Source organism: Shivajiella indica (genome assembly GCF_042683085.1).
Classification (GTDB): Bacteria; Bacteroidota; Bacteroidia; order Cytophagales; family Cyclobacteriaceae; genus Shivajiella; species Shivajiella indica.
The window spans coordinates 312,408-335,396 of the sequence record NZ_JBHUIV010000016.1; the positions used below are offsets into that span (position 1 = coordinate 312,408).

17 protein-coding genes are annotated in these 22,989 nt (G+C 39.8%); 9 read left to right on the forward strand and 8 right to left on the reverse strand.

What is annotated here, in order from left to right:
- The first annotated feature begins 64 nt into the window (after positions 1-64).
- The 3 genes from ACFSKV_RS10825 (at position 65) to ACFSKV_RS10835 (ending at position 2,602) form a co-directional block, all read left to right on the forward strand.
- Complete coding sequence (locus ACFSKV_RS10825; RefSeq protein WP_380802437.1) at positions 65-970, forward strand: alpha/beta hydrolase; 906 nt, start codon at positions 65-67, stop codon at positions 968-970.
- 100 nt (positions 971-1,070) lie between these two features.
- Positions 1,071-2,405, forward strand: coding sequence for a metal-dependent hydrolase family protein (locus tag ACFSKV_RS10830; RefSeq protein WP_380802439.1), 1,335 nt, complete (start codon positions 1,071-1,073; stop codon positions 2,403-2,405).
- A complete protein-coding gene (locus ACFSKV_RS10835) occupies positions 2,402-2,602 on the forward strand; it encodes a hypothetical protein (RefSeq protein WP_380802442.1) in 201 nt (66 codons plus the stop codon). Before ACFSKV_RS10830 ends, ACFSKV_RS10835 begins: the two co-directional genes overlap by 4 nt.
- Positions 2,603-2,666: 64 nt before the next feature.
- Here the strand turns inward: ACFSKV_RS10835 and ACFSKV_RS10840 are convergent, their stop codons facing one another.
- Positions 2,667-5,615, reverse strand: coding sequence for a DNA polymerase III subunit alpha (locus ACFSKV_RS10840; protein WP_380802443.1), 2,949 nt, complete (start codon positions 5,613-5,615; stop codon positions 2,667-2,669).
- A 539-nt stretch (positions 5,616-6,154) separates the two neighbouring features.
- Between ACFSKV_RS10840 and ACFSKV_RS10845 the strand changes: the two genes are divergently transcribed.
- Positions 6,155-7,045, forward strand: coding sequence for a mechanosensitive ion channel family protein (locus tag ACFSKV_RS10845; RefSeq protein WP_380802445.1), 891 nt, complete (start codon positions 6,155-6,157; stop codon positions 7,043-7,045).
- Between the two features lie 135 nt (positions 7,046-7,180).
- Here ACFSKV_RS10845 and ACFSKV_RS10850 read toward each other — a convergent pair whose 3' ends face one another.
- From ACFSKV_RS10850 to polX, 3 genes are all read right to left on the reverse strand, one after another.
- Positions 7,181-7,846, reverse strand: a complete 666-nt coding sequence (locus tag ACFSKV_RS10850) for a hypothetical protein (RefSeq protein WP_380802447.1) — start codon at positions 7,844-7,846, stop codon at positions 7,181-7,183.
- Between the two features lie 324 nt (positions 7,847-8,170).
- The gene (locus ACFSKV_RS10855; protein ID WP_380802448.1) at positions 8,171-8,455 is read right to left on the reverse strand and encodes a hypothetical protein; all 285 of its coding nucleotides are present in this window, start codon (positions 8,453-8,455) and stop codon (positions 8,171-8,173) included.
- A complete protein-coding gene (gene polX, locus ACFSKV_RS10860) occupies positions 8,455-10,203 on the reverse strand; it encodes a DNA polymerase/3'-5' exonuclease PolX (protein ID WP_380802451.1) in 1,749 nt (582 codons plus the stop codon). The genes ACFSKV_RS10855 and polX overlap by 1 nt, the downstream gene beginning before the upstream one ends.
- Positions 10,204-10,269: 66 nt before the next feature.
- Between polX and ACFSKV_RS10865 the strand changes: the two genes are divergently transcribed.
- From ACFSKV_RS10865 to ACFSKV_RS10880, 4 genes are all read left to right on the forward strand, one after another.
- The gene (locus tag ACFSKV_RS10865) at positions 10,270-10,677 is read left to right on the forward strand and encodes an EVE domain-containing protein (protein WP_380802453.1); all 408 of its coding nucleotides are present in this window, start codon (positions 10,270-10,272) and stop codon (positions 10,675-10,677) included.
- The gene (locus ACFSKV_RS10870) at positions 10,674-12,311 is read left to right on the forward strand and encodes a transcriptional regulator (RefSeq protein ID WP_380802455.1); all 1,638 of its coding nucleotides are present in this window, start codon (positions 10,674-10,676) and stop codon (positions 12,309-12,311) included. The genes ACFSKV_RS10865 and ACFSKV_RS10870 overlap by 4 nt, the downstream gene beginning before the upstream one ends.
- 98 nt (positions 12,312-12,409) lie before the next feature.
- Positions 12,410-12,952 carry a bifunctional pyr operon transcriptional regulator/uracil phosphoribosyltransferase PyrR gene (gene pyrR / locus ACFSKV_RS10875; protein WP_380802457.1) on the forward strand — a complete coding sequence of 181 codons (543 nt, stop codon included), beginning with the start codon at positions 12,410-12,412 and terminating at the stop codon, positions 12,950-12,952.
- A gap of 8 nt (positions 12,953-12,960) precedes the next feature.
- Complete coding sequence (locus ACFSKV_RS10880) at positions 12,961-13,887, forward strand: aspartate carbamoyltransferase catalytic subunit (protein WP_380802460.1); 927 nt, start codon at positions 12,961-12,963, stop codon at positions 13,885-13,887.
- Positions 13,888-13,949: 62 nt separating this feature from the next.
- Here the strand turns inward: ACFSKV_RS10880 and ACFSKV_RS10885 are convergent, their stop codons facing one another.
- Positions 13,950-17,393, reverse strand: coding sequence for a ThuA domain-containing protein (locus tag ACFSKV_RS10885; RefSeq protein ID WP_380802465.1), 3,444 nt, complete (start codon positions 17,391-17,393; stop codon positions 13,950-13,952).
- A gap of 194 nt (positions 17,394-17,587) precedes the next feature.
- On the opposite strand from ACFSKV_RS10885, the gene ACFSKV_RS10890 reads away from it, so the two are divergent.
- Positions 17,588-19,924: a glycoside hydrolase family 3 protein gene (locus tag ACFSKV_RS10890; protein WP_380802468.1), complete on the forward strand. Its 2,337-nt coding sequence runs from the start codon at positions 17,588-17,590 to the stop codon at positions 19,922-19,924.
- 27 nt (positions 19,925-19,951) lie between these two features.
- Here ACFSKV_RS10890 and ACFSKV_RS10895 read toward each other — a convergent pair whose 3' ends face one another.
- The 3 genes from ACFSKV_RS10895 to ACFSKV_RS10905 all read right to left on the reverse strand — a co-directional run bounded on the left by ACFSKV_RS10895 (position 19,952) and on the right by ACFSKV_RS10905 (position 22,922).
- Positions 19,952-20,284: a hypothetical protein gene (locus ACFSKV_RS10895; protein WP_380802470.1), complete on the reverse strand. Its 333-nt coding sequence runs from the start codon at positions 20,282-20,284 to the stop codon at positions 19,952-19,954.
- Between the two features lie 105 nt (positions 20,285-20,389).
- Positions 20,390-21,520 carry an AAA family ATPase gene (locus ACFSKV_RS10900; RefSeq protein WP_380802473.1) on the reverse strand — a complete coding sequence of 377 codons (1,131 nt, stop codon included), beginning with the start codon at positions 21,518-21,520 and terminating at the stop codon, positions 20,390-20,392.
- 202 nt (positions 21,521-21,722) lie between these two features.
- Positions 21,723-22,922, reverse strand: coding sequence for a phosphoglycerate kinase (locus ACFSKV_RS10905; RefSeq protein WP_380802475.1), 1,200 nt, complete (start codon positions 22,920-22,922; stop codon positions 21,723-21,725).
- Positions 22,923-22,989: the final 67 nt, after the last annotated feature.

Below are 22,989 nucleotides of genomic sequence, written 5' to 3' on the forward strand. Positions count from 1 at the left end.
GGTCAATTTTACATTAGGAATCAAGCAGGTGCTTATTCCAAAATCTAATAAAAAAACCGATCTTTTGAAAACTTTATTTGTCCTCTTGAGATTTATTAAAATCAACCATCAGTACCATTTAAGACCTGTGAAAAATACATTATTTCTTGTTTTGATCTTTTTGGCATTTACCTCATGTTCATTTAAGGGAGTGAACCGATACAAAAATATTACTTTTATAGAGGACCAACTTTTGGAAAAGCTTCCCGAAAAAAAACTCAATATTTTCGCCCCAAAAAAATCTAATGGGGATAATGATGTATTGATTTTTATCCATGGTGGAAGTTGGAATTCGGGGAAAAAGGAAACTTATAATTTTTTGGGAAAAAGATTTGCAAGGAAGGGAGTAGTTACTGTCATCATCGACTACCCGCTAAGCCCAGAATATCAGGTACATGATATGGCATTGGCTTCGGCTCAAGCGGTAAAATGGACCGACCAGAACATTTCTAAATATGGGGGTAATCCGGGCAAAATATTCCTTTCAGGGCATTCTGCGGGAGGGCATCTGGCCAGTTTGATCTCCGTCAGGGATGAATACTTTGATACCCTCCAATACAATAATCCTATCAAAGGTGCTGTATTGATTGATGCGGCAGGCTTAGATATGAAATGGTTTCTGGAGCAGATGAATTATGAACCAGGTACAGAATATTTAGTGACATTTACAGATAGTCCTGAGGTATGGAAAGACACGTCCCCTATTTACTTTTTAGACGAAAATGATCCCCCTATTTTGATTTTAATGGGAGAGAAAACACTTCCGGGGATTAAGTTAACCACAGAGCGATTTTTAGAGAAGTACAGGGAAATCGTTCCAGAGCCAGATTTCCATGTTCAAAAAGGTAAAAAACACAAACCCATGATTGTCCAATTTATCAATACCCGCAATAAGGTATACGATTGGATTTTGGAATTTATGTCCCAATAGATTTTGTGATCTTGATCCAATTAGATTAGAAGAATTTAGGCTATAAAGAGGATAATTAAGTTCATTTCCTTACTTTGGGTATGGAAAAATTTCTTCTTTTATGTTTTTACTTAGACCCATTACTACCTTAATTTTTATTTACATTTTTCTGCCCCTCTTTGCTCAAGCCCAGGAATGGGGAAACATCCTCTTCGAAAACGTCCGGGTATTTGATGGAAAATCCAATAATCTATCAGGAACGGTAAATGTCTTGATAGAAGGAAATAAAATCAGGAGTATTAGTACTACTCCAATGCCATCAAAAGATGGGATGACCAAAATTCAGGGAAATGGGAAAACCCTGATGCCAGGCCTGATTGATGTCCATGTGCATATGGCATTCGGAGCATTGACCATGCGGGAAATGATGTCGCCCATGCTTTCTGAAGGATTGATCATGGAAAAAGTCGGAGTCGGCGCTGAAAAGATGTTGATGCGGGGATTCACTTCGGTAAGAGATGCTGGAGGCCCCATATTTCCATTAAAAATGGGCATTGATGCTGGAAAAGTAAATGGTCCAAGAATTTGGCCATCTGGAGCCACCATTTCACAGACAGCAGGACATGGCGATTTCCGCACTCCTGATGAAAAATCCAGAAGATTTTTTGGAGAACCCTCAAGGGCAGAAAGATTCAATGCCACTTTTATTGCCGATGGCAGGGATGAAGTATTGACTGCGGTGAGGGAAAACCTGCGTTTTGGCGCAAGCCAGATCAAGTTGATGGCAGGAGGCGGAACCTCTTCTGCCTATGACCCCGTGGATGTCACCCAATATACTTTCGATGAAATGCGGGCTGCGGTGGAAGCTGCCGAAGATTGGGGAACTTATGTAATGGTTCATGCCTATACCCCAAGAGCAGTGCAAAGGGCCATCAAAGCTGGTGTCAAATGCGTGGAACACGGACAGATGCTGGATGAAAAGACCCTACGATTGATGAAAAGAAAAGATATCTGGCTAAGTACCCAAAACCTGGTAGAGAGCACTCCCGATATGGATCCGCAAAGGGTAGAAAAGCGTAAACCGGTAATCGAAGGGCAGGCCAAGCTATGGCCAATGGCCAAAAAGATGAAACTGAAGATTGCCTGGGGAACGGATTTCCTTTTCGAACCGGAATTGAACGAACAGCAGAATGCCTATATACTCCGATTACAGCAATGGTTTACCAATGCCGAAATCCTGAAAATGGTCACCCATGACAATGCCGAATTGCTGCAGCTTTCAGGCCTAAGAAGTCCCTATCCCGGAAAATTGGGCGTGGTAGAAGAAGGTGCTTTGGCAGATTTGATTTTGGTGGATGGCGACCCTTTGGCTGACCTTTCACTGATTGCCAATCCCGCAGAGAAGTTTGTGGTGATCATGAAGAACGGAAAGGTATATAAGAATATGGTGGAGTGATTCTACTTTCATTGGAAGAACTTTTGGCCACACCAACCCAAAAACTCAAGAAAACGGAAAGGTTGAAAGCATTTTTACTGAATTTCAAAGGAGAATTCACTTGCAAAGATTATTTGAATTTTTTCCCGGATTTATCCCCAGCAACGGCAAGCCGGGACCTGAAAAATGGTGTCAACCTTGGTTTGATTGAAAAGTAGGGAGATAAGAGGATGACCTTTTACAGCGATTTTGGTTCAAGACTAAGTCTTGAACCAGCCGCCATCAATCAGCCGCATTCCAATACGCCATCCTTTCGCAACTTTCCACCTCTATGCTGTAAAACTCAAATTCCTGTGTCACCTTGCCTTTGATCAGGTAGATGCCACGGCCTTTAAATGGGTGTTTTTTAACCACAGGAGGGAAGTGGACGGTATCGATCCAGTCACCTTCCCTATCTATAAAGGTGCCGAAGTTCATGACATCACCCTTTACCGTCCGCGTATATTTAATGGTAACGAGGTAACCAATAATCTGCACCTGCTTGCCCAAGTACTGCTTCAAATCCCTTGCTTTGATACTCGGAACAGTCTGATCCTTGACCAGGTGAAAAGGAGAGTCAAGGGGAAACTCCAAAATATCAATCTGGTCCACAATCTCCTGCCGCAGGTCAGCCTCCTCAAGTGTAGGAACCTGTAATTCCCGAAATCCCGCCTGCCGAAATAGCTCATTGCCGGTAGCCACCGCTTTGCGTTTGTTGAGAATAAAATGTGCCTCCCATAGCAATTCCTGCTTGCTCTTGCCCGTATAGCGAAAGCAACCGATACGGATGAGGATCAAAGCCTGCTCCAGGCTGATATCCACCCGGGCGATAAAGTCAGACAAACCTGCAAAAAGTCCATTGGCCCTTCGCTCACCGAGAATTTTTTCTACAGTGGCTTTCTCCAGATACTTGAGATGGATCAAGCCTAGATACACAGTTTTTCCTTTGATATTGGTCAGGTGGTCGCTTTCATTGATATGGGGGGCTTGGATATCGGCCCCGTTCATGCGGAGTTCGTGGATGTAGAATTCGGTATGGTAAAAGCCCCCGAAGTTATTGATCACCCCCACCATAAATTCCAGAGGAAAGTAAGCCTTCAGGTACAAACTCTGATAACTCTCCACCGCAAAGGAAGCCGAATGTCCCTTGGCAAAAGAATAGCCCGCAAAACTCTCGATCTGATGCCAGACTTCGGTAGTGATCTTGGGATCTCGTCCCAATTTTTCACAATTGCGGAAAAACTGATCCTTCACCCTTTGGAATTCATCCTTGGAGCGGGACTTCCCGCTCATGCCGCGCCGGAGCACATCCGCTTCGGCCAGCGAAAGTTCTGCAAAATAATGCGCCACCTTGATCACATCTTCCTGATAGACCATGATGCCGTAGGTTTCTGGCATGATGTCCATCATCACGGGATGGGCCTGCTTGCGCCTTTCGGGATCCACATGCCGCAGTATATATTCCCGCATCATGCCCGAGCGGGCTACGCCAGGACGGATAATAGAGCTCGCTGCCACGAGTTCGAGGTACTCGTCCGCCTTCATCTTAGCCAGCAACATGCGCATGGCAGGCGATTCCACATAAAATGCCCCAATGGTATGTCCTGTCCGCAGCAGTTCTTTGATTTTGGGGTCTTTCTTGAATTTCTCCACTTCACGGATATCCACTTGGACACCTTGGTTTTGGTAGATGAGTTCCAGACTGCTTTTGATATGGCCCAGGCCCCGCTGGGAGAGGATGTCAAACTTGTGCAGCCCAATATCTTCTGCGGTATGCATGTCGATATGTGCCAAAGGAAATCCTTTGGGAGGCATTTCAGTCGCTGTATAATAATGGATGGGCTTGTGGGAAATCAATATCCCGCAGGCATGAATGGTCAGGTGTGAGGGCATGCCGTGCAGTACCTGACTGTACTTGAGAATCAGCTTTCCATACTGATCGGGAATATGGTCAGGCTTTTCGGCATGGTAGATCAGGGACTCGATCTCAGTTTTGGGCAGGCCAAAGACCTTTCCGAGTTCCCTAAGCATGGAATTGGCCTGAAAGGTACTGTAAGAACCCAATAAGGCCACATGCTCCTGTTCCCCTTTGTTGTATTTCCCGAAAATATATTTTGTCACCTCATCTCTATCGGTCCAACTGAAGTCAATGTCAAAATCAGGGGGATTTTCCCGGTACAGATTGATAAAGCGCTCAAAGTACAAATCCAGCTCAATGGGATCGACGTCGGTAATCCCTAGACAGTAAGCTACAATGCTATTGGCACCACTGCCCCGTCCCACGTGGTAGAAGTTTCTCTTCTGGGCAAAATTGACAATGTCGTAATTGATCAGGAAGTAAGACACAAAGCCCTTCTGCTGGATCAGTTCCAGTTCCTTTTCGAGGCGCTTGCTGATTTCAGGAGTTAGATCAGGATAACGTCGGATGGCACCTTTGAAGGTCTCCTGTCGTAGGTAATCGAAATCCTCCCAATCCGAGCCCAGAATATCCCGTTTGTTTTTGACTGCCTGGAAGTAGAAGGAAAACTGACAAGCTTCGAGCAAGCGCTGGGAGTTGTACAACAGGTAACTATGTCCCTCGCAGCGGGCCACCATATCGGCATAGGAATAAAACTGATCGCTGATATCTCCCTGTTCCTCGGGTTCGAGTTTGCTGAGCAGGGTATTTTTATCCACTGCCCTCAGGAGTCGGTGGGCATTGAATTCCAGTTTGGACGAAAAGCTGACAGACTGCAGCAGTACCAGCTTGTCCTTGTAGCGGTACCAAGGTGACTTCACTAAGCGGTTGAGTTGGTAAGGATGGATGCCGACAAATTCATTTTCCCGCAGGGGAAAGGTCTTCTCCCGGAAAGGATACACGATAAAACTATGTTGAAAAGCCGGGGCTTTGTCCTCAAAAGCCAATCCTTTGATCCGGCGATGGGAAAGATGGCGGTTGAGTTCGTAGAAGCCTTCCTGATTTTTGGCCAGTCCTATGTATTGCTGTTTGATACCGTTGCGGAAATCAATGCCGATCACGGGATGGATGCCCTTTTGCTGCGCCTCCCGGATAAAAGGGAATACACCTGCCACGGAGTTGATGTCCGTCAGGGCAAGCGCATCGAGCTTTTTGCTCTTGGCTTCGGCAACCAGTGACTCGATGGACAGGGTGCCGTATTTGAAACTATAGTAGGAATGGCAGTTGATATACATGAAAATATACTTGTGATATAAGCCTCCCTGCGGTTGGCGATATAGTAGATATAAGCTTCGCGATATAAGTTGATATATACTTCGTGATATAAGCTAAGCGATATACATGGATATATACAGCCCTTTGGGCTGTGATATAACTAGATACCCGACATGATGGAAGAGATACATGGAGCTATCTGGATCTGATATACAATTAAGTGACTCAACCCTCATAAATAAACCGCTAGATGTTGCATGTTATATCCAGTTTATATCATCCCACTTTGTGGGATAAATATCTAATTTATATCAAAATGTTAATTTTATTAACATTTACATGTTTATAATTTAAACATTAAGCTCTCTAAAAGTCAAGTTTTCGAGCGAAAGTTGTCAGGAATTGAGATAGAAAATTGGAAGATTTCATTTCTTCAAGTTAGTCCCAAAATCCAAATTGAAGATTTTCATGTATTTCTTAGGTCATAGCCAAAGAATTACATGGAATTTTTCGGTTTCTTGTGAAAAACCAAAACTAAGCTTAGCTTTACTTTTTGGCTATGGAAAACTGGATAGACTATCTCAACGATATCATAGAATATGAGGTCAGGTGGAATATCTACAAGACTATCATTATTCTATTAGCCCTTTGGCTGATCAAAAAAGCAGCATACAAAATCATCGGGGTAAGAACAGATGACGCAATGAAGCGGGTGTATCACTGGAGAAAGACCGTGCAATATACCCTTGCTTTTATTGGTTTACTTTTGATCGGAAATATCTGGATCAGTAATTTCCAATCCATCACCACATTTTTAGGTTTATTGTCGGCAGGTATTGCCATTGCCTTAAAGGATATTTTTGTCAATATCGCAGGATGGATATTCATTTATTGGAGAAAGCCCTTTGATGTGGGAGACAGGATTCAAATTGGGGAATATAAAGGAGATGTGGTAGATCTCAGGCTTTTCCAGTTTTCACTATTGGAAGTGGGAAATTGGGTAGATGCAGAACAAAGTACAGGCAGGATAGTCCATGTCCCCAATGGAAAGGTATTTTCCGACCCTCAGGCAAACTACAGTCAGGGATTTGAGTACATCTGGAATGAACAACAGGTTTACCTGAGTTTGGATTCAGACTACAAAAAAGCCCAGCATATCCTAAAAGAAATCATGACAGAACTGATGCAGGATAGCTTTAAAAATATTGAGAGAGCGATTATGAAAGCCCATAAGGAGCATTTCATCCATTTTGGACAATTTACCCCAACTGTCTACGCAAAAATCCAGGAACGGGGGATTCAGCTTTCTTTACGTTATTTATGCCATCCCAGAAAAAGACGGGTATACGAACATCAGATTACAGAAGCAATATTGGATAGGTTAAGGACAGAAAAAGAGATCAGAATTGTTTACCCCATTACAACTGTATTTTTGGAAAATGGCTCATAATCCGAATTTCAGATCCAAGCGGATATTAAAAAAGCCCCCGGAGTTCAGCTCCAAGGGGCCCGTCGAGAAATTGATCCCGACCTTTAAATTGAATGATACGCTCAAAATTGGTTCAATTCTTTACCACCAATATTCCTAATTACAGCTTACGTTTGGATTAAAAGCTTTATATATTCCATCCGGATTGTTTTTCCATATCCAGACATGGAGTTGGTAATGCGGAAATGGAGGTCCTCCCTTGGCATTTACAAAAACACCGGGTTCGATTTCTATCATTTCTCGATGGTCATCAAAAGAAACATTTCCTAACATTGGAGGTCCGTCATTAACCAAATCCCAAGGCTCAGCCGGAACTAAATATTCAACAGCTACCAGATGGTAATTTCCGTTATTTCCTGGTTCATACACCAAAACTCCTGGTTCTGTTGGAATGACAAATGGGCCAATTTTTTCTCCATTTACAGCATGATGCCCCATCCCTCCTACTCCTGGTACTGCCACACAATGTGGATCCAGAACGTATTCATCTGACTCCGCTACCTCAAGCCTATGGTACTTGGCTGTTGCACTTCTGATACTGGCCAGCAATTGATTTTGAACTGATGGATTCATCCTTAAATATGCTCCGACTTCATCATCAATTAGATCAAATTGGGATAATGCCAATTCATCTTCAATCGTAATATCCTGAACTGGATCAAACATGTCATTACTCTCATTCATACAGGAACTGAATACCGTAATTGAAAGCATGAACAGCAAATTGAAAGCAATCCTGCTTACATTATTTATTTTCTTCATTTGTACTTCATTAATAGGTTAAAATTTTGTCAATAAATCTGAATTTTCCTCCAAACTATATGGGGAACCTTATCGAAATAAAATAATCCTAGGACTTAACTCATTCGATAAACATTGTCTTAAACCCATCTCTTATTTCTCAACGGGCATAATAATTTCAGAAGGCCTCTTTTTGGAATCTAAAATTTAGTCGATGGCTAAATCATAGGATCCTTTTGTAAAATTGAATCGGAAAATTGAAAATAACATCACCCATTTGGGTGATTTGGGATTTCATTATCAAAAATTACCGTTTATTGAGATTTATTCAATCTTAATTTAGTTTTATAATAAGAAGAAAAAAATCAATGACACTCCTAAAACTAAAATCATCTTTTTTGCCTTATCCTTGGTTTCTTCGGTAATTTTTCTCTTTCTCAAAACCATGATTGCGATACTTAGCGCAAAAAATTGAAGTACAATCCCAATACCATTGACTGGGGTCATGGGAATTTCCAACCAGTTAAAATAGTTATTGAACAAAGGTATGAGACATATCACTATCCCTGTAATTCCAAAAAGGAAAGAACGTTTTAACAGTATATCCTCATTTTTTTGCTCCCAACTCATTATTTCTTAATTTTATTTTTCCTTTTTTCAAAATAATCCTGGATTTCTTGACAGGACATGGCGTTGAAAGTCATGCTTTGGGTCAACCCACCTTTTCTTCCTACCAACACTCCAAACCTCATATCATCAAATCCTTCCATTTCATGTGCATCGGGATTGATCGATAATTTAACGCCTTTTTCCATGGCATAATTTACCCATCGCCAATCCAGATCCAATCTCCAAGGATTTGCATTGATTTCAATAACCACGTTATTTTTGGCACATGCATCAATAATTGCTTTATGGTCAATCGGATATCCTTCCCTCCTCAATAGTAGTCTACCGGTGGGATGGCCCAAAATAGTCGTATAGGGATTTTCAATTGCCTTTAACAATCTCATGGTTGCCTTTTTTCTATCCATATTTAAGCTTGAATGAATAGAAGACACTATGAAATCAAAACTGTACAATACATCATCGGGGTAATCCAAACTTCCATCCACAAGAATATCACTTTCAATACCCTTAAAAATTTTAAATGGAGCCAGCTCTTTGTTGAGTTCTTCTATCTCAACATGCTGTTTTTGGACCATTTCAATTTCCAATCCCCCTGCATAAAATGCAGACCTACTGTGGTCAGAAATTCCAAAGTATTCGTATCCCAATGATTTGCAGTACTCAGCCATTTGGCGAAGGCTGTGTTTCCCATCACTGTAAGTAGAATGATTATGGAGAATCCCCTTTAAATTTTCACATTTCAGTAGCTTCTCCATCTTTCCCTCCTTTGTCAAATCAAATTCTATAAACCCCTCTCTCAATTCTTCGGGAATCCAAGGCAATCCCGCCTTTTCATAAAATGCCTTTTCAGACCCATAACTTTCCTCTGCTCTCAGAACCTCAACCAATGTTTTATTATGTTCCAAAGGATAAAGTAAATGTGCTTTACTGCCAGTTCTTAAAATTTTTTCTGTAATGAATTTTTCAGGTGAAGAAAAATGGATCAACAAATTGACTTCAGGTTCTTTCAGTTTACCTCTCCATTTAAATGGGCTTGACATTTTTTTGTCATGCTCCAATATGTTGAGCGATGAAAGCTTTTCCATTACAGATTTTGGGCTTGTTGTACTGACCAACCATTCTACTATTTCAATAATTTCAATCTTCCTCGCATACTCTCCTACTTCAATAAAATCCTCCACCTTATCAATTTTTTTGATTTCTTCCTTGAGCGATTCCATTGGGTGCAGGATATCTGCATAAAGCCATTTACCTCTGTTTGCAGCACGAAATTCCAATGCTTGAATGATACTTTCCTGTGTTTTTTCTCCAAATCCCTTGGTTTTAGCCACAATTCCAGACTGGCATGCTTCTAAAAGTTCATGGGTTGAAGTAATATTCAGTTCCTCCCATAAGGCCTTCACCTTTTTGGGGCCAAGACCTTTAATTTCCAGAATCTCTAAAATACCGGATGGTGTTTTTTTCAGCAATTTTTCCAAATAAGGATGCGTTCCGGAAGAAGAAAGGGAGTAAATTACCTCGGCAATACTTTTTCCTATGCCATTGAGTGACTGCAATTCTTGCATGGATTTTCCTTCAATTGACACTTCTCCCCTGTCAATTGTATTCACAGCTGATTGATAGCTTCTGATTTTAAAGGAATTTTCATCATGAAGCTCCATCAGCTTAATGATCAGCTTAAGTTGGCGAAGAATGTTTTTTGGATCCAAAACCTTTTCAATTTCGTTACTGTATAGGACAAATGTCATCAATAATTGTTTTAAATTAAAATGTTAAAAAACTATATTAAAGCCAACAATTAAACCAACATTAATATGAACTATTGGTTAGTCAAGTCAGAACCAAGCGAATATAGCTGGGAAGATCTCCTAAAAAACGGTGAAGAAATTTGGGATGGCATCAGGAATTTTCAAGCCAGAAATTATCTCAGGGAAATGAAAACCGGGGATTTGGTGCTTTTTTACCATAGTGGTAAGACAAAAGAAATCATAGGAATAGCAGAGGTGACTGAAGAAGCTTTTCCTGACCAGGCAGATAGTGAACAAAAAGGTTGGGTTTCCATACGGATCAAACCTAAAATATCCATAAAAAATCCTCTTACACTTGAAAAGATAAAAAACGACGGACAATTGAGTAATTTACTCCTTCTAAAACAATCCCGGCTTTCAGTAATGCCCGTTGAAAAACCGCAATTCGATCATATTGTAAAATTAACTTCATGAGACCCATATTTTACTTATTTTTATTCGCATGGACTATTTTAAGCCATACAACTTATGGTCAGCTTTCCTTCGTGGAAAGATTTGAATTGGAATCCAAATTTCAGGAGAATGATTTCATGATCATTAAAAGACCTGGAGGCATTATGGCATTTAGGTCACAACCGGAAAAGGGATTTAACTTAAGAAACAGATTTCAATATTTTTTGGCCGACCATAATTTGAAGTCAGACGTATTCAAAGAAATCAGAATCAAGGATAATTTTGACCTGGAAGCCTACGACCTTGAAGGAAACTTTTTCTATGCCCTGATGCAAAAAGGAACCACTGCTGTTTCTGAAAAATATCTGATTGAAATCAATCTGGAAACAGAGGAGGCAACAGAAATTTCTTTGGATAATGTCTACCCAATGGAATTAAAGGAATTTTTTGTACTCAATAGAAATGCTGTTTTTCTAGGAACAGCAGATACAAGACCTATTGTGCAGATTTATGATATTGAAGCCAATAATGTCTATACTGTGCAGGGAATATATTCGAAAGAAACATTGATACTTCAACTTAGAAAAGACAGTGAATTGGGAATCATAGATGTGTTAGTAAGCCGTCGTGATAAATTCAAAACAAAACAGGTTTCAATTCTTTCCTTTGATGAAATTGGAACCAAGATCAGGGAAGTCACTATTGACGGGCTAAATGACAACAATCTTGAAATTGTAGAAGGTTTACTTACCCCCATACAGGAATACCAACAATCATTGATCGGATCTTTTGGCCAAAGAAGAAGAGAGGCCTATCAGGGAATTTATATTGCAGACATCAATGAGTTTGGGGAATACAAATTAAAATATTATACCTTGGAAGATTTCCCGAATTTTTTCAATTATCTGAATGAAAAACAAAGGGAAAAAAAATGGAATGACTTGGAAAAATCATTTAAAAAAGGGGTAAATCCTTCCATCAAACCGGTTTTTTCTACAAGAGAAGTGATAACCACAGACCGTGGTTTCCTGATTTATAGTGACAATTTTAACGCTACAAACCCGAGATATATTCCTAGGGATGGTGTTTATGCCAATGATGCCTACAGGTTTAATCCCAACAGGATGTACTTTGATGGAACAAATTATGGTCCTGCCTATGGTTCGCAATTATTCAATACCATTCGAAACAGTCCCTATAATTGGCAAGTGGAAGGAGAATACAAATTCATTTCTGCCTATTTTATATATATTGATAAAGAAGGGCAGGTGATTTGGGACAACACCTTCAACCTATCTAACAAAATCACCGGAATTCCTGGTAAATTTGGAGAATTAAGTTTTGATGGAAATAAGCTCCATTATTTATACCTAGATGGTATAAATATTTACATGAGTTATATCAAGGAAGGTGAAGTGATTTTTGAAAATCAATCTTTTCCCATTGAATTGATCAATGAAAATGAAAGAATCCGGGAAACACAGGAATATAGTCTAAACTTCTCGTGGTGGTATGACAACTATTATATTCTAAGTGGAAAACAAATGATTAGATTTCTGGGAGAATCGGGAAAAGAAGAAACCAAGCAGGTGTTTTTTATCACAAAAATAAAGGTAGATGGGGATCTTTGGGCTCCTGAGGATTCAATCCAGTGAGTCTTTGGGTCAGTTTATAGTAACATTTAAAAAACTGCCCATCATCTCTTCTTACATCTTTATCTTTTATTTTTATATTTGCACGCAAAGTAAAAGCCATGCAAAAAAGACTTGTCCTTGACCAACAGCAAATCGCCATAATTCTTAAACGCTTTTGCCATCAATTGATAGAAAATCACGACACTTTTGAAAATACGGTCCTATTGGGATTACAGCCAAGGGGTCCTATTGTTTTGGATAAGATTGCAAAAACGCTGGAAGATATTTCTGGCCAAAAAGTACAGAAAGGTTATTTGGATGCTACTTTCCACCGGGACGATTTCAGGCGAAGGGATTTCCCTCTTAAGGCAAATGAGACTAAAATAGACTTTCTGATAGAAGGAAAGGAAGTAGTGCTCATTGACGACGTTCTTTATAAAGGCCGGTCTGTCAGAGCGGCATTGGATGCCATGATTGCTTTTGGAAGGCCCAAAAAAGTAGAATTGATGGTTTTGGTAGATAGAAAATATACCAGGGATTATCCGATTATGCCAGATTATTGCGGCGTAAAAGTAAATACCCTGGAAAGTCAATATGTTTCGGTGGAATGGATCGAAAAAGGATTTGAAAAAGACGCTATTTGGATTACAGAAAAAGCTTAACGCATAACATGTCACAACTCAGCACCAGACACCTTTTAGGAATTAAAGAAATCACCTCAGAAGATATACAACTTATTTTCGAAACTGCTGACAATTTCAAAGAGGTGCTCAACAGGCCCATTAAAAAAGTTCCTTCGCTGAGAGACATTACCATTGCTAACATTTTTTTTGAAAATTCTACGAGAACCCGTCTTTCTTTCGAATTAGCAGAAAAAAGGTTATCAGCCGATGTAATCAATTTCTCCTCGAGTAACAGTTCTGTAAAAAAAGGCGAAACCTTGATTGATACGGTCAATAATATCCTTTCGATGAAGGTGGATATGGTGGTAATGAGGCACAGTAGTCCTGGAGCACCGCACTTTCTTTCCAGAAATATTTCCGCGAATATTGTCAATGCAGGAGATGGCACCCACGAACACCCGACCCAAGCTCTTCTCGATGCTTTTTCAATCCGGGAAAAATTAGGAGATGTTTATGGTAAGAAAGTTGCCATAATTGGGGATATTCTTCATTCACGGGTTGCATTGTCTAATATATTCTGTCTGCAAAAGCTGGGAGCTGAAGTAATGGTATGTGGCCCCGTTACTTTAATTCCAAAATACATTTCGACGCTGGGCGTTAAAGTGGAACATGATGTCCAGAAAGCCCTTGCATGGTGCGATGTTGCCAATGTATTAAGAATACAGCTGGAAAGACAACAGATTAAGTATTTTCCGTCCCTTCGTGAATATTCATTGTATTTTGGCGTCAATAGAAAGATGCTGGACAGATTAGAAAAAGAAATTGTCATCATGCATCCAGGCCCAATCAACCGGGGAGTTGAACTGAATTCAGATGTTGCAGACAGTGAGCATTCTATTATTTTGCAACAGGTCGAAAATGGTGTGGCCATCAGAATGGCAGTATTATACTTGCTTGCCGGAGCCCGCGCATAAAAAAGTTTAAAAATAAAAAAGGCTATTCCTCTCCGGAATAGCCTTTTTTATTAGAGTTATTCTTATTTTTTCTTGAATTCTACATTGATTAGTGCGGCAGATTCTTCATCTCCTTCAAGAGGTTTGGTCACGACATAAAGATCATGTTTTTGACCATCTGTGACAGCCTGGATATTTATAGGGCTTACGCCAAACATCATTCCCCCTGGCCCCTGACCTCCAACTTTGAAAGTTCCTTCGCCAATTTTTGTTCCTGTAGTACTGCCCAATCTTAACTCTACGCTATATCCCTTGACAGAGGCCCTTTGGCCCCCACCTGAAAGGACAATACTTCCTATATCAGTCAAGTCTACACCACGGATTGCAAAAGAAGCTTCATCTGATGGCATGATCAAAAATGTCCGGCCTCCAAAACTCATGGTAGTGAATCCCACCAAATCTTTGGCTTCTGATGTACTGATCACCGGATTCCTCAAAACAACTGAAGAATTTCCTATCAATGGTTTGATATTTTCTCCTCCTCTATCGGTGAAACTTGCCGAAAGAACAAATACACCATTTTCAGTCAATGTCTTTCCCGTAGTTGGATCTACTGATCCAACAGCTGGAAGTGATGGTTTTTCCTCTGCCCTTCTTCCCAAGGACAATATGTAAGCGACAACTTTGCTGGCATCATCATATTTGAGATCTGGATTGGCAGGCATGGCTGTTTCTCCCCAGACACCTCCTCCACCTTTTTGGATTTTATTGATCAAATAAGAAACAGCATTTGGGTTTCTTCTATATTTCCTTGCCACTTCCACATAGGCAGGTCCAATGGATTCCTCATCCTCCTTATGACAGGTTTTACAGGTCAGTGAACTGATCAAACTTTTTCCGACCATGGCCTCAGTCATGATCAAATGTCCCTTAGAAGCTTCTGCTTGGTCAAGACCTGAAATATAGTCCGCAGATACAAAAAGCGTAGAAAGGTCTTTACCAGCCTCTGCATCATCAGGGTCTGAAACTTTCACTTCATATTGCACTTGAATACCTGGGAAATAGAAAGTTTGGTTTCCTTTTAGCTCAATTTGTACCTCAGGAGCGATATTTCCTGCATATACTGAGGTTATTGTGCTTTTCGATTTTAATTTGCCAGGATCACTTACTTCCACTTGAACATCATAATCTCCGATTTCCTTGAATGTGTAGGTAAGCTTAGGTTCATTGGTTGTTATAATTTCCCCGTTACCCAAATCCCAATTATACGTCAATGGATCATTTTCAGGATCTTTTGCACTAACTGTAAAAGTTGTTGTGAAAGGAATTGATCCGGAAGTTTTATCTACAGTGATGGATTCTACCACTGGGGTTCTGTTTCCTGCGTTGAAATCAATTCTTGACAAACCTGCATCGGGATTCTTTGTAAACCAGCCATTTCCATATTCAAGAATATATAGCTTCCCATCGGGCCCTACTTCCATATCCATCAACGCATTGAATTTTGTTCCTGCCATAAATGGCTCCATCTTATCAAAATCACCATTTGGACGCATGGTTACCGCTTTAACCCATCCTCTTACCCAGTCATAAATAAACAGCTTACCATCATAATATGAAGGATAACGGGTTTCTTTTGGAAACATATCTGAATAATAAACCGGCCCGGCCATCGCATTCCTTCCACCCGTACCCAATTGAGGAAAATCCGTAGAAACAGCATAAGGATACCAAATAAATGCCGGTGCCACCGGAGGTAATTCCCTTATCCCTGTATTGTTTCTTGAATTGTTTAAAGGCTTGGATTGATCAAAGGTAATTCCTGATTTTCCGGTCGCATAGTCATATTCCACATAGGCATAATTATTTCCTACAAAATAAGGCCAACCGAAATTTCCTGCTTTTCTTGCCTGATTGACTTCATCATAACCTCTTGGCCCTCTGGTATCTAAACTATCAGCATTCGCATCAGGACCGACCTCACCCCAATACAGGAATCCTGTTTTCTGATCAATGGATATTCTGTAAGGATTTCTGTTACCCTGTACATAGATTTCAGGACGGGTCCCTTCTGTTCCTTTTGGATACAGATTTCCTTCAGGAATATCATAGCTTCCATCTTCATTGACCTTGATTCTTAGAATTTTTCCGCGTAGGTCATTAGAATTTCCTGAACTCCTTCTGGCATCAAACTGCTCGAAACCTGGCCTATCATCTAACGGAGCAAATCCACGATTGACATACTTGCTGTTTTGCTGGTTAAATGGGGTTGAATTATCTCCCGTGGAAAGATACAATAAACCGTTTTTGTCAAAAGCAATGGACCCTCCCGTATGGCAACAAATATTTCTCTGGGAATACAATTCCAGAATAACTTTTTCAGAAGCCATATCCCATTGGTCATTTTTAAACTTAAACCTTGAAAGCCTGTTAATTTCGTTATCTCCTGTTGGACTGTAAAAGACAAAAACATAACCATTCTTAGCGAAATTTGGGTCTTTTTGAATACCCATAACCCCTTCTTCTGCATTCACACCAGGTACATCTGTTTTCCAGTAGACATCCAATTTAGCCACTTCCCTTACCGTGGAATCCCCATTTTTATATAAAAGAATCTCTCCTCTTCTTTGGGCAATAAGAATATCCAGGTTTGGAAGAATGGTCATTTCTGTTGGTTCAGTGAATTCCCCAAGCACCAACATTTTTTTCTCAAACCTGTTTTCTTCGGGCACTCTCTGGGTTTTTGCTTTAGAATAATCCAATTTTTTATTGTCACCAATTGCATATTTTATCCCTTCCAAAACATGCTTTATGAAGAGTTCCTCTGTAAAAGACTCACTGGTATGCCCCCCTGCAGTGTACCAGGCCCTTCCTCCATCGTACTCATGATACCAGGCCATGGGATGGTAACCCATAGGTCGTGTTTGCTGGTAACTTTCTTCATCAATATCCATTAAGACATTCACATCAGGGTTCATTTTTTCAAAATGATACCATTCATCTCTTCTATTCCATATTTCTGGCAAAAACCGGGTACTCGGATGCTTCCTGTCTGTCACATTTAATTTGCCATCCTGAACATTCGAAAAAGAGTCTCCGATACCTGGGTGATACGAAAAATAAGCACCTGCTAGACGGTTATACCATCCCCAATGGTTTTCAGTGTCTGTGGCAGCATGAATTCCAACATAACCTCCACCTGCTTGAATGTATCTTTCGAAATCAGCTTCCTGATAATGATTAAGTACATCTCCAGTGGTACTCAACCAGATTACAGCCGAATATTGGTTTAGATTTTCCTCATTGATGAGTTCTGCATTGGTGGTCGTATCCACATCAAATCCATTTTCAGCACCGAGTTTTTGAAGTGCTGCTATACCATCCGGAATTGATTCATGATAAAAACCTGCAGTTTTACTGAATACCAAGACTTTAGGACTCCCACTCCTTTTATTGCAGGAGCTAAAAAACACCAAAGCCATTACAGCAAGAATTACGCTTTGTTTTAGTACTTTTTTGGTTAACATAGGTTATTGATTTGCTTGGAAATATAGCATGATTTTTTGAAGGCCTCGAAGGTATTCATACAAATGGTACCTATCCTTTAAGATTGGTAGGCCATATTGATTTAAGAGCGAAAAATAACATAAATTTATCAATATCAGCGCTATTCATTATGTGATTTTTACATTATGAAGTATATTTGTTCAAATCAAATACTATGAAAAACAAAAATCATCAAATTTTCCTGTTTGTCGTTACTGCAGTATTTTTCTTTTCATGTAATGAAAACGAAGTAAAAGAATCATCGATCGGCGAGTCAATAAAAATCATTTCCCAATCCAATGGCCCGGTCCTTGGTTATTCATTGGGATCAGAGGTATCTATTTTGGATGAAAAAGGACTCAAGTTTAAAGATCTGAATAAAAATGGCAAATTAGACAAATACGAGGACTGGAGACTTTCAACTGATGAAAGAGCAAAAGACCTAGCCTCGAAAATGTCTGTTGAGCAAATTGCCGGAATGATGCTTTACAGCTCGCACCAATCAATCCCAGCTGCAGCTGGAGGTTTTGGTGCAGGAACTTATGAAGGGAAGCCATTTCCTGAAAGCGGCCTACCTGCTTCCGTCTTATCTGATCAGCAAAAGAAATTCCTTTCTGAGGACAACCTAAGACATGTTCTGATTACAAGAGTTGAGAGCCCTGAAATAGCAGCTATCTGGAACAACAATGCCCAAGAATTTGTGGAGGGCTTGGGGCTAGGAATTCCTGCCAACAACAGTTCGGACCCTAGACATGGACCTGTGGCTAGTACAGAATATAATGCAGGTTCTGGTGGAAATATATCCATGTGGCCGGAATCTCTTGGATTGGCAGCAACCTTTGATCCTTCCTTGGTCCAACGTTTTGGAGAAGTCGGATCCATAGAATATAGAGCATTGGGCCTGACTACAGCGCTTTCTCCGCAAATTGACCTTGGTACAGAACCACGTTGGAATAGGTTGAAAGGAACTTTTGGAGAAGACCCAAACCTATCAGCTGACATGGCAAGGGCATATGTCGATGGCTTTCAAAGTTCGGATATATCCAATGAATTAGCGAATGGATGGGGATTTCAAAGTGTGAATGCCATGGTGAAACATTGGCCGGGGGGAGGACCAGAGGAAGGAGGGAGAGACGCCCATTTTGCTTATGGGAAGTTTGCGGTTTACCCTGGAGATAATTTCAAAGATCATTTGATTCCTTTTACAGAAGGGGCTTTCAAACTTAAAGGACGAACTAAATACGCTTCTGCAGTTATGCCTTATTACACTATTTCATACGAACAGGACGTCAAGGATAAAGATAATGTTGCCAATGCCTACAATAAGTACCTGATCCATGATTTGTTAAGGGAGAAATACGGGTATGAAGGAGTGGTATGTACGGATTGGGGTGTCACCGGCAATGAAGGTCCAAAGCCTGAAATATTTATGGGAAAACCCTGGGGTATGGAAGACAAAACCATTGCAGAAAGACATTACAGGGTGTTGATGGCCGGAGCCGATCAATTTGGAGGAAATAATGATATCAGGCCTGTATTGGAAGCCTATCAAATGGGTGCAATAGAACATGGTGAGGAATGGATGAGGGCTAGATTTGAACAATCTGCTGTAAGGCTCTTACGAAATATTTTCCAAACCGGCCTGTTTGAAAATCCTTATTTAGATCCAAAACTTACCAAGGAGACAGTTGGAAACCCAGTTTTCATGGACGAGGGCTACCAGGCCCAATTAAAGTCCATCGTCTTATTGAAAAATAAGGAAAACATACTTCCATTGGCACAAAAAAGTAAAGTTTATATACCTAAAAAATTCATCCCTTCTACTACCAATTGGTGGGGTGTAAAATCAGAAGAAAAATGGGTGGATGCCATTAATCTTGAAATTGCTAAAAAATACTTTGATCTGGCTGAAACACCTGAAGAGGCAGATTATGCCTTGGTATTTGTCAGCAATCCTGAATCAGGTACTGGTTATGACCCCGAAGACAGGGAAAAAGGAGGGAATGGATATGTACCTATTAGTTTACAGTATGGCCCCTATAAAGCAGAATTTTCCAGAGAGCAAAGCATCGCAGCAGGTGATCCTATCATAGCCCCGGATGTGACAAACAGATCTTATAAGAACAAATCAATAACGGCAGCCAATTTCAAAGAATTACAACTTATTCAGGAAACCACAAAATCAATGAAAGGGAAGCCGGTTATATCGGTTATCAATGCTTCTAATCCTATGATTTTCCATGAATTTGAAAGAGAGGTAAATGGAATACTTTTACACTTTGGTGTTCAGGACCAAGCCATCCTCGATATACTTATTGGCAAATCAGAACCTTCGGCATTATTGCCCATTCAAATGCCGGCAAATATGAAAATTGTGGAAGAGCAGTTTGAAGATGTTCCCCATGATATGGAATGTCATAAAGATGAACAGGGCAATTCTTATGATTTTGCTTATGGATTAAACTGGAGCGGAGTCATTGAAGATGAAAGAACTAAAAAGTATAAAAAATGAAATAGGCAATGAAAGAGATCGGCTTAGTTATGGACCGGTTTCTTCTTTCTCTTCTTCAAAAAACACATCCGATCCACAAACCACCTTTTCCACTACTTTGGGAGTCCCATCCTGGCTTTTGGAATACCATTGTCCATCTTCTCCTTGGTTGATAGACCATAGCCTTCCATTTTCATCACGATAGGTAAAAACCCCAGTAGCTTTATTTCTTCGGATATCCTCAAACATTTCATAAAAGCGGACCGATCCATCCTCCATAACAACATAAACTTCGCAGGTACTGCTGATTTCCTCAATGTCCATACAGGATGAAGTTATCCCGGCAAAAAAAAGGAACAATAATAATTCTTTTCTCATCATATATAAAAGTTGCAAAGGGTCCCTATCAAAACCTTTATTCTGCAGTCTTGATAAAATTTAACGAAATTATTGATCAAAATTATACCCAAAGATATCATTGTTTTGTTAATACGCGAAATTCTGAAACCATCGCATCATCAACAAATCAACAAGTTTATAAAATTTTTCTCCATTTTGATTATAATCATAATAAATGATTTCCTTTTCCACTAAAGCTTCCAAGGCCCTGATTACAGCAGCAGAACTCGTTAAATCATATTTTTTTATAAAATCCCCCGCAGTAGGAAAAAATACTTTTTCTTCTTTAGCTATGGCAGCCAAAAGCCGCCATTGGCCTTTGGTCAAAAGATTTCTAATATTGAAAAAAGTATGCTGCATCTCTTCCATTGCTTTCAGTGCTTCTACCTTCCAGGCCAAAGGAATATTTTTCTTGTAACCTGCGTGGTACATCCTATTACAGATCAATTGGACATAATAAGTATGTAAATCGGTCCAATCCAATAATTCCTCAATACCTTCCATGTCCACCTTCCATTTTGCATGTTCAAACTTTTGTTTGATAAAATCTGCATATTCTTCTTTTGGGATTTTGTCCAATTTCATAAAGCTTGTACTACTGAAAAAAGGTAGATTGGGATGGGTGAAAAGTTCTGTCATCACATGATGCTGACTTCCTGAAAAGATAAAAACCACATTTTTTAATTCCTGGATCACAGACCTTATCCAAGCATCCACATGCTTTTCGGGATATTGGGTAATCTGCTGGAATTCGTCAATTGAAATTAATACAGGAACTTTTTGGGATTCCAACATCTCAAAAATAACCCTTATGTTATTTTTCGCAATTTCTGGCTGCACATCAAAACTGACAGCTGACAAACCTGAAAGTTCATTGAATTGAATAGTTGGCCGAATAGTCTTCATAAAGCCCCAGACCTTTTTCCCTAAAGAACTGTTTTGTTCAACCGCTTGGAGTATGGCAGTAGCCAATTCATTTAATAGTTCGTTAAAATTGGAAGTTTTAAAAATATCCAAATAAATCGTTAACCAAGTTTTTCCCAATTCAAACTCTATATGCCTAATTAATGCAGTTTTTCCCATCCGTCTTATTGATACCAAGGTAACTGATTGCCCACCTTGTAGAAATTGACGGATTTTCAGGGTTTCTCTTTTCCTATCACAAAAATTGTCAGGTCCTGTATATCCCGTTGTTGGAAATGGAGTTTCGGATTTCATTTTGCTAAAATTAAGTAACAAAACATTAGTAACAAAATGTTAGTAATATTTTGTTACTAATGTTTATATAAAATTAATCCCTTAGAAAAAAATTCCTAAGATAGGAATGGGTCAAAGCGATAGAAATGTTTTCCAAACCTGGGTGATTATCATAAAAAAAGGCCAATTCCTTGGCCTTTTTTATGATCTATACTCCCATGAATTAGGGCATCAATGCAGCCACTCCTGGAAGGACTTTCCCTTCCATGTGTTCCAATAATGCACCTCCACCTGTAGAAACATAGGATACTTTATCTCCAAAACCAAACTTATTTACAGCAGCAGCTGAATCCCCTCCTCCAATAAGGGAGAAGGCCCCGTTTTCGGTTGCTTCAGCAATTGCTTCTGCCACAGCTACTGTTCCATTCAAAAAACTACTCATTTCAAAAACTCCCATTGGACCATTCCATAGAATAGTTTTAGAACTCTTAATAACATCTGCAAATAATTTCCTGGTCTCAGGACCAATATCCAATCCCATCCAGCCATCTGGAATTTCTCCTGCTTTGGCCAAACCCTGTTCCGCCTCATTTGAAAATTCTTTGGAAGTCACTGTGTCTACCGGAAGAAAAAGTTTTACGCCTTTTTCATCAGCCTTTTTCATCAATTCCAATACATAATCAAGTTTATCTTCTTCGCAAAGGGAATTTCCGATTTTACCGCCTTGGGCTTTAGAAAAAGTATATGACATGCCCCCTCCGATTATCAAATTGTCTACTTTGTCCAACAATCTTTCAATTATCAGAATTTTATCTGATATCTTAGCCCCACCCATGATGGCAGTATATGGCCTTTCCGGTTTTTCCAGAACTTTATCTGCATTCTCAAGTTCAGAAAGCATTAAATAACCCGTTGCTTTTGTATTAAAAAACTTAGCAATTACAGCAGTAGAGGCATGTGCCCTGTGGGCTGTGCCAAAGGCATCATTTACATAAATATCTCCTAATTTGGACAGTTTCTCTGCAAAAGCTTCATCTCCTTTTTCCTCTTCTTTGTAAAAACGAAGGTTTTCCAAAAGTAAAACCTCATCTGGCTGAAGCCCTAGAGCTAGGTTTTTTGCTTCATCACCAATACAGTCCGGTGCAAATTTGACAGGTTTACCCAATAATTTCTGTAGGCTTCCTACCACATGCCTTAGAGAATATTTCTCAGTGGGCCCATCTTTTGGTCTTCCCAAATGGGACATCAAAATCACAGATCCACCATCTTTAAGGATTTTTTCGATGGTAGGTATTGCAGCTTTGATTCTTGTATCATCAGAAACATTTTGATGCTCATCTAAAGGGACATTAAAATCCACTCTTATCAAGGCCTTTTTACCCTTAAAATCGAGGTTGTCTACACTTTTGATTCTGTTGCTCATGGTTTAATTTGTTTAAAAGATTTGATTATCAAAATCACATGTCAATATTGGAACGTCTTACCCATCC

Coding starts and splice junctions, on each gene's coding strand:
- ACFSKV_RS10840 (WP_380802443.1), bottom strand. CDS start 5,615: ATGTATATCAACTGCCATTCCTACTATAGTTTCAAATACGGCACCCTG.
- ACFSKV_RS10885 (WP_380802465.1), bottom strand. CDS start 17,393: ATGTTAACCAAAAAAGTACTAAAACAAAGCGTAATTCTTGCTGTAATG.
- ACFSKV_RS10900 (WP_380802473.1), bottom strand. CDS start 21,520: ATGAAATCCGAAACTCCATTTCCAACAACGGGATATACAGGACCTGAC.
- ACFSKV_RS10845 (WP_380802445.1), top strand. CDS start 6,155: ATGGAAAACTGGATAGACTATCTCAACGATATCATAGAATATGAGGTC.
- pyrR (WP_380802457.1), top strand. CDS start 12,410: ATGCAAAAAAGACTTGTCCTTGACCAACAGCAAATCGCCATAATTCTT.
- ACFSKV_RS10855 (WP_380802448.1), bottom strand. CDS start 8,455: ATGAGTTGGGAGCAAAAAAATGAGGATATACTGTTAAAACGTTCTTTC.
- ACFSKV_RS10890 (WP_380802468.1), top strand. CDS start 17,588: ATGAAAAACAAAAATCATCAAATTTTCCTGTTTGTCGTTACTGCAGTA.
- polX (WP_380802451.1), bottom strand. CDS start 10,203: ATGACATTTGTCCTATACAGTAACGAAATTGAAAAGGTTTTGGATCCA.
- ACFSKV_RS10865 (WP_380802453.1), top strand. CDS start 10,270: ATGAACTATTGGTTAGTCAAGTCAGAACCAAGCGAATATAGCTGGGAA.
- ACFSKV_RS10895 (WP_380802470.1), bottom strand. CDS start 20,284: ATGATGAGAAAAGAATTATTATTGTTCCTTTTTTTTGCCGGGATAACT.
- ACFSKV_RS10880 (WP_380802460.1), top strand. CDS start 12,961: ATGTCACAACTCAGCACCAGACACCTTTTAGGAATTAAAGAAATCACC.
- ACFSKV_RS10905 (WP_380802475.1), bottom strand. CDS start 22,922: ATGAGCAACAGAATCAAAAGTGTAGACAACCTCGATTTTAAGGGTAAA.
- ACFSKV_RS10830 (WP_380802439.1), top strand. CDS start 1,071: ATGTTTTTACTTAGACCCATTACTACCTTAATTTTTATTTACATTTTT.
- ACFSKV_RS10870 (WP_380802455.1), top strand. CDS start 10,674: ATGAGACCCATATTTTACTTATTTTTATTCGCATGGACTATTTTAAGC.
- ACFSKV_RS10850 (WP_380802447.1), bottom strand. CDS start 7,846: ATGAAGAAAATAAATAATGTAAGCAGGATTGCTTTCAATTTGCTGTTC.